A 15,509-nucleotide genomic window follows, 5' to 3' on the forward strand; every position below is an offset into this window, starting at 1 on the left:
GCATCACGCATTTTATCCCCCATATCCGATAGGACGATGAATGACTGTCCCCTCCCCAAATGCGGAAACAGTGGTTGCCAAACGCGGCATCTGGGGCTGGGTCATGTTCGATTGGGCGGCACAGCCCTTTTTCACGGTCGTTACGACCTTCGTTTTCGGACCCTACTTTGTCGCCCGCCTCACCGATGATCCTATTTCGGCGCAGGCGACATGGAGCAATATGGCGACGGTCTCCTCGATCATCATCGCCCTCTTCTCGCCCATCCTCGGCTCCATTGCCGACCAGTCCGGCGCGCGCAAACCGTGGATCGCCTTTTTTTGCCGCCATCAAGATCGTCAGTCTTTTATTCCTCTGGTTTGCAGCACCGGGTTCGCCGATCATCCTGCCCATCGTCTGCATGATATTCGCATCCATCGCGGCGGAGTTTTCGATCGTCTTCAACGATTCCATGATGCCGCGACTGACCAATCCGCAGAATGTCGGACGCATTTCCAATCTCGCCTGGGGGCTCGGTTATCTCGGCGGCATGGTGGTGCTGATTGCCGTGGTGACGCTTCTGGCCGCAAATCCACAGACAGGGCTGACTATCGCCGGTATCAAGCCGCTTTTCGGTCTCGATCCCGCAACCGGCGAGGACGCCAGAATAACCGGCCCGATAGCTGCAATCTGGTATTTGCTCTTCATTCTGCCGATGTTTCTGCTGACCCCGGATGCGGACAGGGGCCTACCCTTCGGAGCGGCGATCCGCTCTGGTCTTGCGGAGCTCAAGACAACCCTGCGCGAACTTCGAGACAGACCCGTCCTGTTGCGGTTCCTGATTGCACGTATGCTTTATCAGGACGGCGTCAACGGCGTGCTCATTCTGGGTGGCGTATTTGCGGCGGGAATGTTCGGTTGGGCGACGATGGAAATCGGCCTCTTCGGCATCCTGCTCAACGTTGTCGCCATCGTGGGCTGCTTTGCGGCCGGGCGCGTCGATCAGAAACTTGGCTCGCGGATCACCATCCTCATCAGCCTGGTTCTTCTGCTCATCGCGACGGTCGGCATCGTCTCGACAGAAAAGGGCTCGACACTGTTTGGCTGGATCCAATTGCCGACAGCGGACAATGGCGGCATCTTCGCAACCGGCGCTGAAAAGGCCTATCTGCTCTATGGCATATTGATTGGCCTCGCCTTCGGTCCCGTTCAGGCCTCGTCGCGTTCCTATCTGGCGCGCAACATCACCATTGCCGAGGCGGGACGCTATTTCGGCATCTATGCGCTATCGGGCCGCGCCACCAGTTTCATGGCGACGCTGTCCTTTTCAATAGCAACCTACCTCAGTGGCTCCGCACACATCGGCATGGCCACCCTCATCGTGTTTCTGGGGTTGGGGTTTGTTCTGTTGCTGCGCGTCCCGGAACGGGCAGCAAACTGAAGAACCGGAGAGAGCATTTGAGGGGTCTCACCCGAAATGCTCCAGCCTCCTTCAGAGCTGATCGAGTTTTTGCTGCAATGCGCGCAGCTGCGACTTCAGCTCATCGATTTCGGATGCATTCGGCTTGCGCGTTTCCTTGGGCGCCTGCGGCATTGCAAAAGGCGTGAACCCCTGCATTGCCTGCCGGAACAGTTCCGTATTGCGGCGGATCTGCTCTTCCATCATTTGCAGTGGAGCCTGGAAATTCCGGGCAAGCGACCCGTCACCGAACGCCTTGGTCATATGCTCCTGCATCTGGCTCTGCTGATCGGAGAAGGTTTTCATCGAATGTTCGAGAAATGTCGGAACGACCATCTGCATCTGGTCACCGTAATAGGAGATCAACTGCCGCAGAAACGCCGTTGGCAAAAGCGTATTGCCGGTTTTGGCTTCCTGTTCAACAATAATCTGCGTCAGAACCGCATGGGTGATGTCTTCGGATGATTTAGCGTCCTGAACCTTGAAGTCCTCGCCGCGTTTAACCATCTGCGCCAGATCATCCAGCGTCACATAGGTGCTGGTTCCGGTGTTGTAGAGCCGCCGGTTGGCATATTTTTTAATGATTGTTTCGCCGTCGTGTTTTGCCATGCCCGCCTCCTCGCGATGATGGTATTTTCTTGTTTTTTGGTGTTATTGCTCTTCCCGCGCGAAGTGTATGCGCAAAACAAGCCTCGTGACAAATGTTTTGTGCATCGCAACAGTTTGTTTTTTGCGCAGCAATTTTCCGCAAGATTCCGGCTTGATTTAGCAACATCTTTTAAAGCAACTTTCGGCATTTGACTTGTATTCAAAGCTTTGCCAGTCTCCGCCCGCAAGTGAGGAGAAACATATGACGCCTTCAATCGTGATTGCCAGCGCTGCGCGCACTGCCGTCGGTTCTTTCAATGGTGGCTTTGCCAATACGCCCGCCCACGAGCTTGGGGCAACCGTCATCAACGCCGTCCTGGAGCGCGCCGGTGTCGCAGCCCATGAGATCGATGAGGTCATCCTCGGTCAGGTGTTGACGGCAGGCGAAGGGCAGAACCCGGCGCGGCAGGCGGCAATGAAAGCCGGCATTCCGCAGGAAGCAACCGCCTTCGGCATCAATCAGCTGTGCGGTTCCGGCCTGCGCGCTGTCGCACTCGGCATGCAGCAGATCGTTACCGGCGACGCGGCCATCATCATTGCCGGCGGGCAGGAATCCATGTCCATGGCGCCGCATTGCGCCCATTTGCGCGGTGGCGTGAAGATGGGCGATTTCAAGATGATTGACACCATGCTGAAAGACGGCCTGACGGATGCCTTTTACGGCTACCACATGGGCATAACCGCCGAGAACATCGCCCGGCAATGGCAGCTTTCCCGTGATGAACAGGACCAGTTCGCTGTCGCATCGCAAAACAAGGCCGAAGCCGCGCAGAGCGCCGGCCGTTTTGCAGATGAGATCGTGGCTTTCTCGGTCAAGGGCCGCAAGGCAGATATTATCATCGATGCTGACGAACACATCCGTACCGGTGTTTCGCTGGAAACCATGGCAAAGCTGCGCCCCGCCTTCGACAAGGAGGGCACGGTAACGGCCGGCAACGCCTCCGGCCTCAATGATGGCGCTGCTGCCACACTTTTGATGTCGGAGCAGGAAGCGGCAAAGCGCGGTATCAAACCGCTGGCGCGCATCGCCTCCTGGGCGACGGCGGGTGTCGATCCGCAGATCATGGGAACCGGCCCCATCCCCGCCTCACGCAAGGCGCTGGCCAAGGCAGGCTGGTCGATCGGCGATATCGGCCTCGTTGAGGCCAACGAAGCCTTTGCCGCCCAGTCCTGCGCTGTCGTGCGTGAGCTTGGTCTTGATCCTGATATCGTCAACGTCAATGGCGGTGCGATCGCCATCGGCCATCCGATTGGCGCATCCGGCGCCCGTGTGCTGAACACGCTGATTTTCGAGATGCGCCGCCGCAACGTATCGAAGGGCCTCGCAACGCTCTGCATCGGCGGCGGCATGGGTGTTGCCATGTGCATCGAGGCGCTCTGAAAACCGCCGTGCGGCCTTCCAAAAAGCAATTCCGGTTCAGCGGCCAATAGGGTAGAAGCGGTCTCCCATTGGCCGCATTTCTGTGGCCGTTGAGCACGGCTAAAACAGTTCAGGAAATGGAGGCCATATGAGCCGGGTTGCGTTGATTTCGGGCGGGACAAGCGGCATAGGCGCAGCAATAGCCCGCGCCTTGCAGGCAGCCGGCTACCAGGTGGCCGTCAATTACGCCTTCACGACCGATAGGGCAGAGGCCTTCCAGAAAGAAACCGGCATACCCGCGTTTCAGTGGGACGTGCGAGACTATGATGCCTGCGCAAAAGGCATAGCCCAGGTTGAAGAGGTCTTCGGCCCCGTCGAGGTACTCGTCAACAATGCCGGCATCACCCGCGATGCGATGTTTCACAAGATGACACCGCAGCAATGGCGCGAGGTGATCGACACCAACCTCACCGGCGTCTTCAACATGACGCATCCCGTCTGGCCGGGTATGCGCGACCGCGGCTTCGGTCGCATCGTCAATATTTCCTCCATCAATGGCCAGAAGGGCCAGGCTGGCCAAGTCAACTATTCCGCCTCAAAGGCTGGCGATATCGGCTTCACCAAGGCGCTCGCCCAGGAAGGCGCAAGCCGCAACATTACCGTCAACGCCATCTGCCCCGGTTACATCGGCACGGAGATGGTGAGGGCTATACCGGAGAAAGTGCTGGCCGAGCGGATCGTGCCGCAAATCCCGGTCGGGCGCCTGGGCGAACCGGAAGAAATCGCGCGCTGCGTTCTGTTTCTCGTGTCGGACGAGGCTGGTTTCATAACCGGCTCCACGATGACCGCAAATGGCGGGCAATATTTCGCCTGAGATCGGGACCCCTTCTAACGGGAAGGAAGCAGGTAAACTTTTCGTGATATCCGCCCTGGTAATATCGCCACGCACAAAAACTTGATCGAAAAATACCGCAATATAGGAACTGCTAAACTAATGAAAATACGACAGTTTTCGTATAGTTTAGAATGAATCCAGAGTTCACTTTCGGATATCCTCGGAGGTTTTTCTTGACAGTGGGTGTCCTGTTTTGGTTTAAGAACGAAAACAACGTGTTGCGTCATACAGGCAGTCGATCATGCTGGTTTGCAGCTGCAATTACATCACCGACCACGATATCCGGGACGTCATTAACGAGCTCCTTGATGAGGACTGTTGGCAGCTTATCGTTCCGGCAAAAGTGTATCATGCCATGGAAAAACGTGGCCGCTGCTGCGGCTGTTTCCCGACTGTCGTCGACCTGATCATACAGACAACCGAAGAATATCACGCCCGTCGCCACTCGACGGAAGCAGATGTTTTTGATTTTATGTCCCGCTTGAAGCGATTCCATGAAGAGAACAGGAGAGCGGACATTGAAAGGCGACACAAGAGTCATCGAGCGGCTTAACGAAGCCCTTTTTCTAGAACTCGGTGCGGTAAACCAGTATTGGCTTCACTACCGACTTCTGAATGACTGGGGCTACACCAAGCTTGCAAAGAAGGAGCGTGCGGAATCCATCGAAGAGATGCAGCACGCCGACAAGATCATCGATCGTATCATTTTCCTGGAAGGTCATCCCAACCTCCAGACCCTGGCTCCCCTGCGCATCGGTCAGAACGTCAAGGAAGTGCTCGAAGCCGATCTGGCGGGCGAATATGACGCACGGACGTCCTACAAGAAATCGCGCGACATCTGTTCCGAGGCCGGAGACTATGTCTCGATGAAGCTCTTCGAAGCACTGCTGATCGACGAGGAAGGTCACATCGACTTCCTTGAGACCCAGCTCGAACTGCTCGGCAAGATCGGTGCGGAAAAATACGGCCAACTCAACGCCGATTCCGCCAACGAAGCAGAATAAGCTTTCGCAATCGACCAAAGAAAAGGCGGCCAGTGGCCGCCTTTTTTATTACTTGCCGGCAAGGTGCCGGAATTCCGCAACCACTTTCTCGTAGACCGCGCGCTTGAAGGGCACGATGAGCTCTGGCAGGCTTTCCATCGGCTTCCAGTCCCAGGCGTCGAATTCAGCCGTATGCCCTGTTGGAGGTGGGTCGATCTGGATTTCGCTTTCGTCGCCATCGAAACGGAAGGCAAACCAGCGTTGCGCCTGCCCGCGATACTTGCCTCTCAGGCCGATGCCGATCAGTTCGGGCGGCAGATCATAATGGATCCAGTCGCTCGCTTCCGCCAGCAACGTCACCGTTTTCATCCCCGTCTCTTCGTAAAGTTCGCGAATGGCGGCCGTCAAAGGCCGTTCACCGTCATCGATGCCGCCCTGCGGCATCTGCCACAATTGCGGTGAACCGTCATATTCCGAATTGCCTTCCCTGATGCGCCGGCCGGCCCAGACAAGGCCTTCGGCGTTCAGAACCATAATCCCCGCACAGGGACGGTAAGGCAAATCTTCTGCTTTGATTGTCATTGGAAACCCGCACTGTCTGCGCGCCGAAAAGGCGCTAAGGAATGGCCGCGCAGAAGGTTTACTGCCCCGCCTGCTGCGAAACAAGCGTAGAAACACCAACGATCTCAATACCACGACCGCCCGCTTCCCGCGACCACTTCGAGATTGCAGCGATGCTTTCGTCAAAAGCCGAGGCAACGCCGATCGCCTGACCGTTACGTCGCGCGATCCGCTCCAATTCGTCCAGCTTGCGCAGGATAGTGGCTTCGGTGACCTCACCGTCAAGCAGAACATCGGCAAAGCCCTGCGGCGCGGAAATGGCTTTGGCAATCCCGCCGCTCAGCGACTGCGCCGAAGAGGCATCGTCCAGAAAAAGCAGCCCGCGCTTGCCGATATCGCGCATGACCGGCTCCAGCGCCGCCTGCTCGGAAAGGAAACGCCCGCCGAGATAATTCATGATGCCAGTATAATTGGTAATTTTCGCCATGGAGCGATGCAGCCGGTCGATATTGACCTTCGCGGGATCGCCCGCCAGCAGCGTGTCCGGGCCGGGATTGGTGCCGGGATACCCGAAGGGCTCCAGCGGTATCTGGAGAAGGATTTCATGCCCCTCACGGCGCGCTTCCTGCATCCAGCGCTGCAGGCTGTTGCCGCTTGCAGCAAAACCGAGCGTCACCTCCGGCGGCAGTTCCCGGATCGCCTTTTGCGAACCCGTCTGGCTGAGGCCGAGACCACCGACCACGATCGCCACCCGGGTGCCGCGTGCGCCGGACCACGGCCGGGCATATTGCTCCATCGGTCGCAAACCATCGGCACCGACGACGGGCAATCTGCCGAATGCGGTTTCTTCCACCAATGCATCATTCGGCCGCGTGGCCATGCGCGGATCCTGACCGTAGGTCTGGCCGCTCATCAGCACCGGTCCGTCGCTGTCACGGGGGCGAGGAGAATAGACCGATACCACATTGCCATCCGGCATCGTCGCCCGATTTATATTCGCGCCGGAGCGGCCGCTTTCCGGCTTCAGACCAGCCGTGTCGTCAGGATCCGCCACATCGGCTGCTGCTGTTTTCGGAGCATCTTCGGGGAGCTGGGGCTGGGTGTCCGGCCCGGAAGCCGTCTTCTGCAGATTGCCGGGCGACAGGGCCGTATAGACGGAAAGCCCGCCGATCGTCAGAACTGCAAGCGCGGACAGAACCATAATGACGGAAAAGCGCCGGTTGATACCGGCGCTTTTTTTCTGTCGACCCAGAAGCGGTTTTCGCAGGTCAGAAGGCAATGAACGATCCGTCCAAACGGTTAGGCAATCGAGAAAATGCGCCGGCTGGCCGGCGCATCCATCTTACTGCTTGTTGACCACAGCCTTGTCCGGGTTCGGCGGGAACGACGGATCGGTCTTGGCACCGCGCAAAAGGTCCAGCGCATAATTCAGCTGGATATCGTCCTTGGCTTCCGGCGGAACGTAAGCTGAAGAACCCGAACCTTCGTCCGTTTCGCTCTGGCCCTTGATATGGCCGGTCAGGCTGGATTCACCTTCGGTCGTGACACGACCCTGCAATTCCGGCGGCAGCGGCTGTTCGACCTTGATATCAGGCGTAATGCCCGTGCCCTGGATCGATTTGCCAGACGGCGTGTAATAAAGCGCCGTGGTCAGACGCAGCGCGCCGGCCTCGCCGAGCGGGATGATCGTCTGGACCGAGCCCTTGCCGAAGGAGCGCGTGCCGACCACAGTCGCGCGACGCAGATCCTGCAGCGCACCGGCGACGATTTCAGACGCCGAAGCAGAGCCACCGTTGATGAGCACGATAACCGGCTTGCCATCGGTCAGATCGCCAGCTGTCGCATTGAAGCGACGGGTCTCGTCCGGGTTACGGCCGCGGGTCGAAACGACTTCGCCACGCTGAAGGAAGGCGTCGGAAACATTGATCGCCTGATCGAGCAGACCACCGGGGTTGAGACGCAGATCGAGCACGTAGCCCTTCAGCTTGTCAGCCGGCACATCCGTCTTGATCTTCTTGATCGCCTTTTCGAGATCGTCATAGGTCTTCTCGGTAAATGAGATGACGCGGAGATAACCGACATCGCCCTCGACACGGGACTTGACCGCGCGTACGGCAATGACATCACGCATGACGGTGAATTCGAGCGGTTTGTCGGCGCCCTGGCGGATGATCGTCAGCTTGATCGGCGTCTTGACCGCGCCGCGCATCTTCTCGACCGCCTGCTCCAGCTTCAGACCGCGAACCGGCGTACCGTCGATTTCCGAAATATAGTCGCCGGCAAGAATGCCTGCGCGCGAAGCCGGCGTGTCGTCCATCGGCGAGATGACTTTGACCAGTTCATTTTCCATGGTCACTTCGATGCCGAGACCGCCGAACTCACCCTTGGTCTGGGTGCGCATGTCGTTGGCGTCCTTGGCATTCATGAAGCTCGAATGCGGATCAAGCGAGCTGAGCATGCCGTTGATGGCATTTTCGACCAGCTTCTCGTCATCCGGCGGCGTCACATATTGCGCACGCACACGTTCGAACACGTCGCCAAATATTGACAGTTCCTTATAGGTCGAAGGCCCGGCCGCCTGTGCCGGCATGCTCGCCGAATAAATCACACTCATCGCCGTGGCGCCCATAAGCCCACCGATAAGGAGAAGCGAAACCTTACGAATCATTGTGCGCCCTTCCGGTATTTTTTGCGGTCCACCAAGGTTGGGAATCAACCGGCACACCATCTTTCCTGAACTCAATGTAGAGCGTTGGCCGGTCGGTTTCCAGCGCCAATGCTGCTGCACTCGCTACTCTTTTTGCACCCATGGAGGCGATTGGCTCTCCGGAGAACACAAACATTCCCTGCCGTGTCCTCACATTGTCCATTCCCGTCATGACCACATGGTATCCGTCACCCGTATTGAGGATGATCATTCGGCCGTAACTGCGAAAATCTCCGGCAAATACAACAAAGCCGTCTGCGGGTGCCGTCACGATGGCCTCAGGCCCGGTCGCGACGACAATTCCCTTGGAAAAGTGGCCCGTACCATCCGCATCGCCGAACCGGCGCAACACATCTCCAGCCACCGGCAGGTCCAGCTTTGCCTTCAAACTCGCGAAGGGATATGCGGGCGCAATACGGTTTTTATCGGGCATTCCCGCCTCGGCTGCGGCACGCTCCTTCTCACGTTCCGCTTCGGAAAGACGGGCCACGCGCTGCTCTTCCGCACGCGCCCTTTCCATGGCTTCCCGCACCGAACTGATCTCACTTTCAAGCGAACCGACCAGACCCTCGAGGCTGGTCGCCTTGCTTGCAAGCTCCTCGGATCGCTTGCGTTCCACCTCCAGCGCCGCGGCCGTCTGCGAATTTCTGCGGTCGTTTTCAGCAAGCAGCAGGTCGAGGCGTTTTTCCTCTTCCAGACTTGCCGTCATCATACCCGTAAGATCGTCCTTTTCGCGAGCGATTGCCTGCCTGACGTCGGTCAATTCTTTGAGAGCAGAAACCAGCTTGTCGGTCTCACCGCGAATGCCGGGCACGACGGCGCCGAGAAGAATGGCGCTGCGCACCGAAGCCAGCGCATCATCAGGCGAAACGAGAAGGGCGGGGGGAGGGTTTCTGCCCATACGCTGCAGCGCCGCCAGAACCTCCGCCAGCACGCCACGCCTCTCGCGCAGGGATGCCTTGACGCCATCTTCGCGGACCGAAAGCTTGGCCAGACGATCCTCGCCATCGCTGATCTTGGTTTCCAGTGCCTTGCGGCGCGCAGCCGACGCTATCAGCTCGTCGCGGATACGGGCGCTATCCTGATTAAGGGAAGCAATGCTTTCCTCGAGATTTCGGGTCTTGTCTTCCGAAAGTCCGATGCTGTCGACCAGCTCTTCCAGATCCTGGCGGTTCTGATCACGGCGCTTTTCCAGCGTCTGAAGCGCCTCCGGCGACGAATCACCCTCACCAGCAGGCGCGGCACCCGCATCATCGCGCGAAAAGGCGCGTTCAACGGGGGAAATCCCCAAGACAAGGACAGCGAAAACCGCGCCCGCAAGGGCAGCGTGGCGTTTTCGTTGAGACCTCTTGTCCATTTGAACTTTCTTTGATGCCGAAGCAGGAGCGCCGATATTAGGGATTTTGCCCCAATCTTCCAAGAGGCCAGAAACAGGCTGGCTGCAAAGCCTTCCACGCCTTTCCGTCTCGCGAAGCTTCATGTTGAAATTGAGACAATTTTCCACATGAAGATCACGCTCAAACGCGATGATAGGGATGACCGGAGAGGATGGTGACGGCGCGGTAAAGCTGTTCGGCGATCAGAATACGAACGATCTGGTGCGGCCATGTGAGCTTGCCGAGATTAAGAACGGCCGCCGCTCTGTCGTAAAGTGCAGGATCAAGGCCGTCGGCGCCACCAATCGCGATCATGAGGTCGCGCTTGCCGCTATCACGCAGATCGCCAAAAAATGAGGCAAAGGCCGGACTATCCAGCGCCTTGCCGCGCTCGTCCAGCAGCACGAGCACGGTACCATCAGCCAGATGTTTTTCCAGCATCGCCGCTTCTTCGCGCTTGCGCGTCTCCGCGTTCGATGCCCGGCTTTCCGCGACCTCAATCACGCGCGAAAACTCCAGCCCGATCGCCGGGCCGGTCTTGGCAAGGCGTTCGATATAACGGGTCGCAAGATCCTTTTCCGGGCCGGATTTCAGCCGTCCCACCGCAAAAATCGAAATCCGCATCGCAAACCTGCATCCATCGTGACCCAACAGGGTCACGCTCTTAACAGCATAGCCTACGGATTCCTATGCGGCCGGCTTTCTTTCCGACCACACACATCGACCCGAAATCAAAAATGATATTCGGGAGGCCCGATGTGCGACGTCAAAGGCTCACCGCATCAATGCAGCGTGTCTTCCGGCATTTCCGGCGTCGCCCACATTTTTTCAATGTTGTAGAAGACACGGATTTCCGGACGGAACACATGAACGATGATATCGCCGGTATCGATCAGCACCCAATCTCCGGTCTCGAGACCTTCGACGCGGGCGCTTCCAAACCCTTCATCCTTCATATCCTTGAGAAGATGCTCGCAGATCGCCGAGACATGCCTGTTCGATCGCCCGGAGACCACCACCATGTAGTCCGCAAGCGCCGATTTTCCGGCAATGTCGAGAGATACGATATCTTCAGCCTTGGAGTCCTCGAGGCTCGCGAGGACGGTTTCGAGGGCGTGGTCGGCGGCATCGGCGCCACTGTCCTGACCCTTCGGGATAGCAACAAATGCTCTTCCCTTGGCGTGTACTGTTGTCAGAGGTTTTCCCTTTCCAAGAATGACAAAACAGGCACTGGCGACGCGAATCTGTGCGTCACCAGATTAAGGTGGCACCAAAGCATTAACTTTTCAAGATATGGAGCCTTCAACGGCTGTCGCATACATCATTTGTGATTATTGCGGAGCGCCGTCGAACTGAGCGTCGAACGCGGACCATGGATAAAGACCCAGGCAGGCGCCTTTTTTTTCCACAAAACACCCGCATCATCCTCATCGATCCGCGCCTGGCTATAGGCCTGCGCCATGGTTGAGGAGAGGTAGGAGAGGGTGGAACCCGGCCGGTCGATCACCGCAATCGGAAAGGTCTCGGCGATCCTTCGCCATTGTTGCCAGCGATGGAAGCTTTTCAGATTGTCGGCTCCCATGATCCAGATGAAGCGGACATGCGGATTTTTTGCTTTCACCTTGGCAAGCGTATTGGCCGTGTAGCTGATCCCCAGAGATTTTTCAAAAGCCGTCACCTTGATGCGGGGATCGCTGACCAGCCTTTCGCAGGCAGCGATACGATCCTCCAGAGACGCCAGTTCCGAGCGGCTTTTCAGCGGATTGCCTGGCGTCACCATCCACCAGAGCTGGTCTAGACCCAGCCTACGAAGCGCTATTTCGGCAACAAGGGCATGGCCGGCATGCGGCGGATTGAAGGAGCCGCCGAACAGCCCGACGACCATGCCGCGCTCCGCATGCGGCATGGTGAGATAACGTCTGTCGAGGCGTGTTTCGACCAGCAACTATCAGGTCCGAGTCTGACCGGTGCCATGCACGCGGTATTTGAACGAGGTGAGCTGCTCGACACCAACCGGGCCGCGTGCATGCATCTTGCCCGTGGCGATGCCGATTTCCGCACCCATTCCGAATTCACCGCCATCGGCAAATTGCGTGGAAGCGTTATGCAGCAGAATGGCCGAATCGAGTTCGTTGAAGAAACGCTCGACCACCGTTGGGTCCTCGGCGATCACCGCCTCCGTGTGGTTGGACGAATAGGTGCTGATATGGTCGATCGCGCCGGAAATACCGTCCACGACAGCAACCGAAATGATCGCATCAAGATATTCGGTGCGCCAGTCATCTTCCGTTGCGGCTTTCAAGCCCTCGACAACATTACGCACGGCCTGCGAACCGCGCACTTCACAACCGGCCTCGATCAGGCCCTTGACGAGCGGTTCAAGATGCGTGGCAACAACAGCGGCATCCACCAGCAGCGTTTCCGCCGCGCCGCAAATGCCGGTGCGGCGCATCTTGGCATTCACGACGATGCGTTTCGCCATGCCGAGATCGGCCGATCCGTCGACATAGATATGGCAAATACCTTCCAGATGCGCAAAGACCGGAACCCGCGCCTCAGACTGCACCCGCGCAACCAGGCTTTTGCCGCCGCGCGGCACAATCACGTCAACCGCGCCATTCAATCCACCAAGAAGCGCGCCCACGGCAGCGCGGTCGGTGACTGGTACCAGCTGAATGGCGTGCTCGGGAAGGCCGGCAATCTTCAGGCCCTCGACGAGGCAGGCATGGATAGCACGCGATGAATGTTGCGAATCCGAGCCGCCGCGCAGGATGACCGCATTGCCCGCCTTGAGGCAGAGCGCGCCGGCATCTGCCGTCACATTCGGACGGCTCTCGTAAATCACGCCGATGACGCCAAGCGGCGTGCGCACGCGCTCGATCTTCAGACCGTTCGGGCGATCCCAGGCGGCAATAACTTCGCCAACCGGATCAGGCAGCGCGGCAACCGAGCGGATGCCTTCGGCGATGCCGGCGATCCGCGCATCGTCAAGCGTAAGCCTGTCGATGAAGGAAGCGGCAAGGCCGCTATTATCCGCCGCCGCCAGATCTTTCCTGTTGGCGGCAAGGATCGTTTCCCTCGACGCCTCGATGGCGGACGCCATGGCGAGAAGCGCACGGTTTTTCTGATCCGTACCTGCGATGGACAACGGTCGCGAAGCAGCTTTTGCCTGTGCACCGATGGTCATCATCAGTGCATCAATATCATGGCTCTGCTTCACGGCCTGTTCAGGCATGGACCTCATCCTTTTCAGTATTTTTAACTTTCACGGCGGCACCCGTCATTACCAGATCGTCGCGATGGATCATCGCCGCACGCCCGACATAGCCAAGTATCGCCTCGATCTCGTTGGACTTGTGACCGATGATAAGACGCGCCTCTTCCGCATCGTAGCCTGCAAGGCCGCGCGCGACCTCTCGGCCTTCAACGCCGATAATGGCAATCGCATCGCCGCGTCCAAAATTGCCCTTCACCACCCGCACGCCCGCGGGAAGCAGGCTTTTACCGGCATAGAGCGCTTTTTCCGCACCCGCATCCACATGAATCTCACCTGCCGGCTGCAACTGACCGGCAATCCAGGTCTTTCGCGCCGTCACCGGTGTGCCTGATGGCGCAAACCACGAGGAGCGGGCGCCGTTTTCGATGGCCTTCAACGGATTGAGCGTCTTGCCGGAAGCGATGATCATGCCGCAGCCGGCAGCGGTCGCGATCTTGCCGGCATCGATCTTGGTACGCATGCCGCCGCGTGAAAGCTCGGAAGCCGCACCGCCTGCCATGGCCTCAATCTCGGGCGTAATATCTGCAATCGTCTCAAGGAACTTCGCATCCGGATCAAGATGCGGCGGAGCCGTGTAAAGCCCGTCAATATCAGACAGCAATACCAGAAGATCGGCACCGGTCATGGTGGCCACGCGGGCGGCCAGACGGTCATTGTCGCCGTAGCGGATTTCGGTGGTTGCCACCGTGTCGTTTTCATTGATGATCGGAATCGCACCGATCTTCAGCAGCTGGTTGATGGTGGCGCGCGCATTGAGGTAACGGCGGCGCTCCTCGGTGTCGGACAGCGTCAGCAGAATCTGGCCAGCGACGATCTCATGCCGCGACAGGCTTTCCGACCATGCCCGCGCCAGAGCGATCTGGCCAACGGCCGCCGCTGCCTGGCTTTCCTCCAGCTTTAATGCGCCGGAGGGCAGACCGAGCACCGTGCGGCCGAGCGCGATGGCACCAGAAGACACCACCTGAACATCTGCGCCGTTTTTCTTCAGCGCAGCGATGTCCTCGCAAATGGCGTCGAGCCAATCTTTCTTCAGCCCGCTTTTCCGGTCCACCAGAAGTGCCGAACCGATCTTGATAACGATCCGGTGGTGGCTACCCAGCGGTTTGCGGGTGAGGCTCATAGGCGATCGTCCTCTTCCTCGGCCTCGCTATCCACAGGCATTGAGCGGTCGGGAAGGGCGGTCTCGCCGCCATTGCTTGCCGACACGATGATATCGCGAAGGGCGCGCAGCGCCTCCGTCATACCGATGTGGGCAGCGGCAGACAGAAGGAGCGGAGGACGGCCGCAGGCCTTCTCCAGTTCCTTTGCCTTCTTTTTCAGTTCTTTTTCGTCCAGCACGTCGATCTGCGAAAGCGCCACGATTTCCGGCTTGTCGGTCAAGCCGCCGCCATAGGCATCCAGCTCGGCTTTAACAGTCTTATAGGCCTGCCCGACCTTTTCTTCCTGCGCGGAGACGAGATGCAGAAGCACACGGGTGCGCTCAACGTGGCCGAGGAAACGGTCGCCGATGCCCACACCCTCATGCGCACCTTCGATCAGGCCGGGAATATCGGCCAGCACGAATTCACGGCCGTCAATGGTCGCGACGCCGAGGTTCGGATGCAGCGTGGTGAAGGGGTAATTGGCGATCTTCGGCCGCGCGCGCGTCACGGTCGCGAGGAATGTCGACTTACCTGCATTTGGCAGACCAACGAGACCGGCGTCAGCGATCAGCTTCAGGCGAAGCCAGAGCGTCTTTTCTTCGCCCGCAAGGCCCGGATTGGCATGGGTCGGCGCCTGATTGGTCGAAGACTTGAAATAGGCGTTGCCGAAACCGCCGTTACCGCCAGCGGCAAGACGAAAACGCTGGCCTTCCTTTGTCAGGTCGACGATCAGCGTCTCGTTGTCTTCCTCGAAAATCTGCGTGCCGACAGGCACTTTCAGAACCACGTCGGAACCCTTGGCGCCGGTGCGGGTCTTACCCATGCCGTGCTGTCCGATCGAGGCCTTGAAATGCTGCTGGAAGCGGAAGTCTATCAGCGTGTTGAGACCGTTGACCACCTCGATCCAGACGTCGCCGCCGCGTCCGCCATCGCCGCCATCAGGGCCGCCGAACTCGATGAATTTTTCGCGTCGGAAGGAAACGGCGCCCGCGCCGCCATCACCGGACTTGATATAGATTTTTGCTTCATCGAGAAATTTCATCGGACTGCCGTTCTGTCGGTTTGCGGGCACATCAGCTCAAGGCGTTGCGCCAAACAAAAATATCGTCGTTTCGAATACAAGC

General features: G+C 58.4%; 14 protein-coding genes and 2 pseudogenes. 5 read left to right on the forward strand and 11 right to left on the reverse strand.

Annotated features, from left to right (window positions below; genetic code table 11):
• The first annotated feature begins 40 nt into the window (after nucleotides 1-40).
• Nucleotides 41-1,418 (forward strand): annotated as a pseudogene (locus ACQZ63_RS20780) (MFS transporter).
• A 51-nt stretch (nucleotides 1,419-1,469) separates the two neighbouring features.
• On the opposite strand, the gene phaR reads toward ACQZ63_RS20780, so the two are convergent.
• Nucleotides 1,470-2,045 carry a polyhydroxyalkanoate synthesis repressor PhaR gene (phaR, locus tag ACQZ63_RS20785; RefSeq protein ID WP_065688704.1) on the reverse strand — a complete coding sequence of 192 codons (576 nt, stop codon included), beginning with the start codon at nucleotides 2,043-2,045 and terminating at the stop codon, nucleotides 1,470-1,472.
• 241 nt (nucleotides 2,046-2,286) lie between these two features.
• Here phaR and ACQZ63_RS20790 point away from each other — a divergent pair, with 241 nt between their 5' ends.
• From ACQZ63_RS20790 to bfr, 4 genes are all read left to right on the forward strand, one after another.
• Nucleotides 2,287-3,465 (forward strand): acetyl-CoA C-acetyltransferase, encoded by a 1,179-nt coding sequence (locus ACQZ63_RS20790; protein ID WP_038492527.1) that lies wholly within the window; start codon nucleotides 2,287-2,289, stop codon nucleotides 3,463-3,465.
• 127 nt (nucleotides 3,466-3,592) lie between these two features.
• Nucleotides 3,593-4,318 carry an acetoacetyl-CoA reductase gene (phbB, locus tag ACQZ63_RS20795; RefSeq protein ID WP_065688705.1) on the forward strand — a complete coding sequence of 242 codons (726 nt, stop codon included), beginning with the start codon at nucleotides 3,593-3,595 and terminating at the stop codon, nucleotides 4,316-4,318.
• A gap of 262 nt (nucleotides 4,319-4,580) precedes the next feature.
• The gene (locus ACQZ63_RS20800; protein ID WP_013636971.1) at nucleotides 4,581-4,892 is read left to right on the forward strand and encodes a (2Fe-2S)-binding protein; all 312 of its coding nucleotides are present in this window, start codon (nucleotides 4,581-4,583) and stop codon (nucleotides 4,890-4,892) included.
• Nucleotides 4,858-5,343: a bacterioferritin gene (gene bfr, locus ACQZ63_RS20805; protein ID WP_003516472.1), complete on the forward strand. Its 486-nt coding sequence runs from the start codon at nucleotides 4,858-4,860 to the stop codon at nucleotides 5,341-5,343. The genes ACQZ63_RS20800 and bfr overlap by 35 nt, the downstream gene beginning before the upstream one ends.
• A gap of 48 nt (nucleotides 5,344-5,391) precedes the next feature.
• On the opposite strand, the gene ACQZ63_RS20810 is transcribed toward bfr, so the two are convergent.
• From ACQZ63_RS20810 to obgE, 10 genes and pseudogenes are all read right to left on the reverse strand, one after another.
• A complete protein-coding gene (locus ACQZ63_RS20810; protein ID WP_013636972.1) occupies nucleotides 5,392-5,904 on the reverse strand; it encodes an RNA pyrophosphohydrolase in 513 nt (170 codons plus the stop codon).
• Nucleotides 5,905-5,962: 58 nt separating this feature from the next.
• Nucleotides 5,963-7,162, reverse strand: coding sequence for a divergent polysaccharide deacetylase family protein (locus tag ACQZ63_RS20815; protein WP_113556123.1), 1,200 nt, complete (start codon nucleotides 7,160-7,162; stop codon nucleotides 5,963-5,965).
• 63 nt (nucleotides 7,163-7,225) lie between these two features.
• Nucleotides 7,226-8,551 (reverse strand): S41 family peptidase, encoded by a 1,326-nt coding sequence (locus tag ACQZ63_RS20820; RefSeq protein ID WP_003516467.1) that lies wholly within the window; start codon nucleotides 8,549-8,551, stop codon nucleotides 7,226-7,228.
• On the reverse strand, nucleotides 8,541-9,947 hold the full coding sequence (locus ACQZ63_RS20825) for a murein hydrolase activator EnvC family protein (protein WP_003516466.1): 1,407 nt from the start codon (nucleotides 9,945-9,947) through the stop codon (nucleotides 8,541-8,543). The genes ACQZ63_RS20820 and ACQZ63_RS20825 overlap by 11 nt, the downstream gene beginning before the upstream one ends.
• 160 nt (nucleotides 9,948-10,107) lie before the next feature.
• Nucleotides 10,108-10,590 (reverse strand): 23S rRNA (pseudouridine(1915)-N(3))-methyltransferase RlmH, encoded by a 483-nt coding sequence (gene rlmH, locus ACQZ63_RS20830; protein ID WP_113556121.1) that lies wholly within the window; start codon nucleotides 10,588-10,590, stop codon nucleotides 10,108-10,110.
• Between the two features lie 158 nt (nucleotides 10,591-10,748).
• Nucleotides 10,749-11,193 (reverse strand): annotated as a pseudogene (gene rsfS / locus ACQZ63_RS20835) (ribosome silencing factor).
• Nucleotides 11,194-11,287: 94 nt separating this feature from the next.
• A complete protein-coding gene (locus tag ACQZ63_RS20840; RefSeq protein ID WP_075807713.1) occupies nucleotides 11,288-11,872 on the reverse strand; it encodes a nicotinate-nucleotide adenylyltransferase in 585 nt (194 codons plus the stop codon).
• A 42-nt stretch (nucleotides 11,873-11,914) separates the two neighbouring features.
• The gene (locus ACQZ63_RS20845) at nucleotides 11,915-13,201 is read right to left on the reverse strand and encodes a glutamate-5-semialdehyde dehydrogenase (RefSeq protein WP_162763645.1); all 1,287 of its coding nucleotides are present in this window, start codon (nucleotides 13,199-13,201) and stop codon (nucleotides 11,915-11,917) included.
• Nucleotides 13,194-14,363 carry a glutamate 5-kinase gene (proB, locus tag ACQZ63_RS20850; RefSeq protein WP_003516458.1) on the reverse strand — a complete coding sequence of 390 codons (1,170 nt, stop codon included), beginning with the start codon at nucleotides 14,361-14,363 and terminating at the stop codon, nucleotides 13,194-13,196. Before proB ends, ACQZ63_RS20845 begins: the two co-directional genes overlap by 8 nt.
• Nucleotides 14,360-15,427 (reverse strand): GTPase ObgE, encoded by a 1,068-nt coding sequence (obgE, locus tag ACQZ63_RS20855; protein WP_003516456.1) that lies wholly within the window; start codon nucleotides 15,425-15,427, stop codon nucleotides 14,360-14,362. The genes proB and obgE overlap by 4 nt, the downstream gene beginning before the upstream one ends.
• Nucleotides 15,428-15,509 lie beyond the last annotated feature (82 nt).

The organism is Agrobacterium sp. CG160-95, from assembly GCF_053521725.1.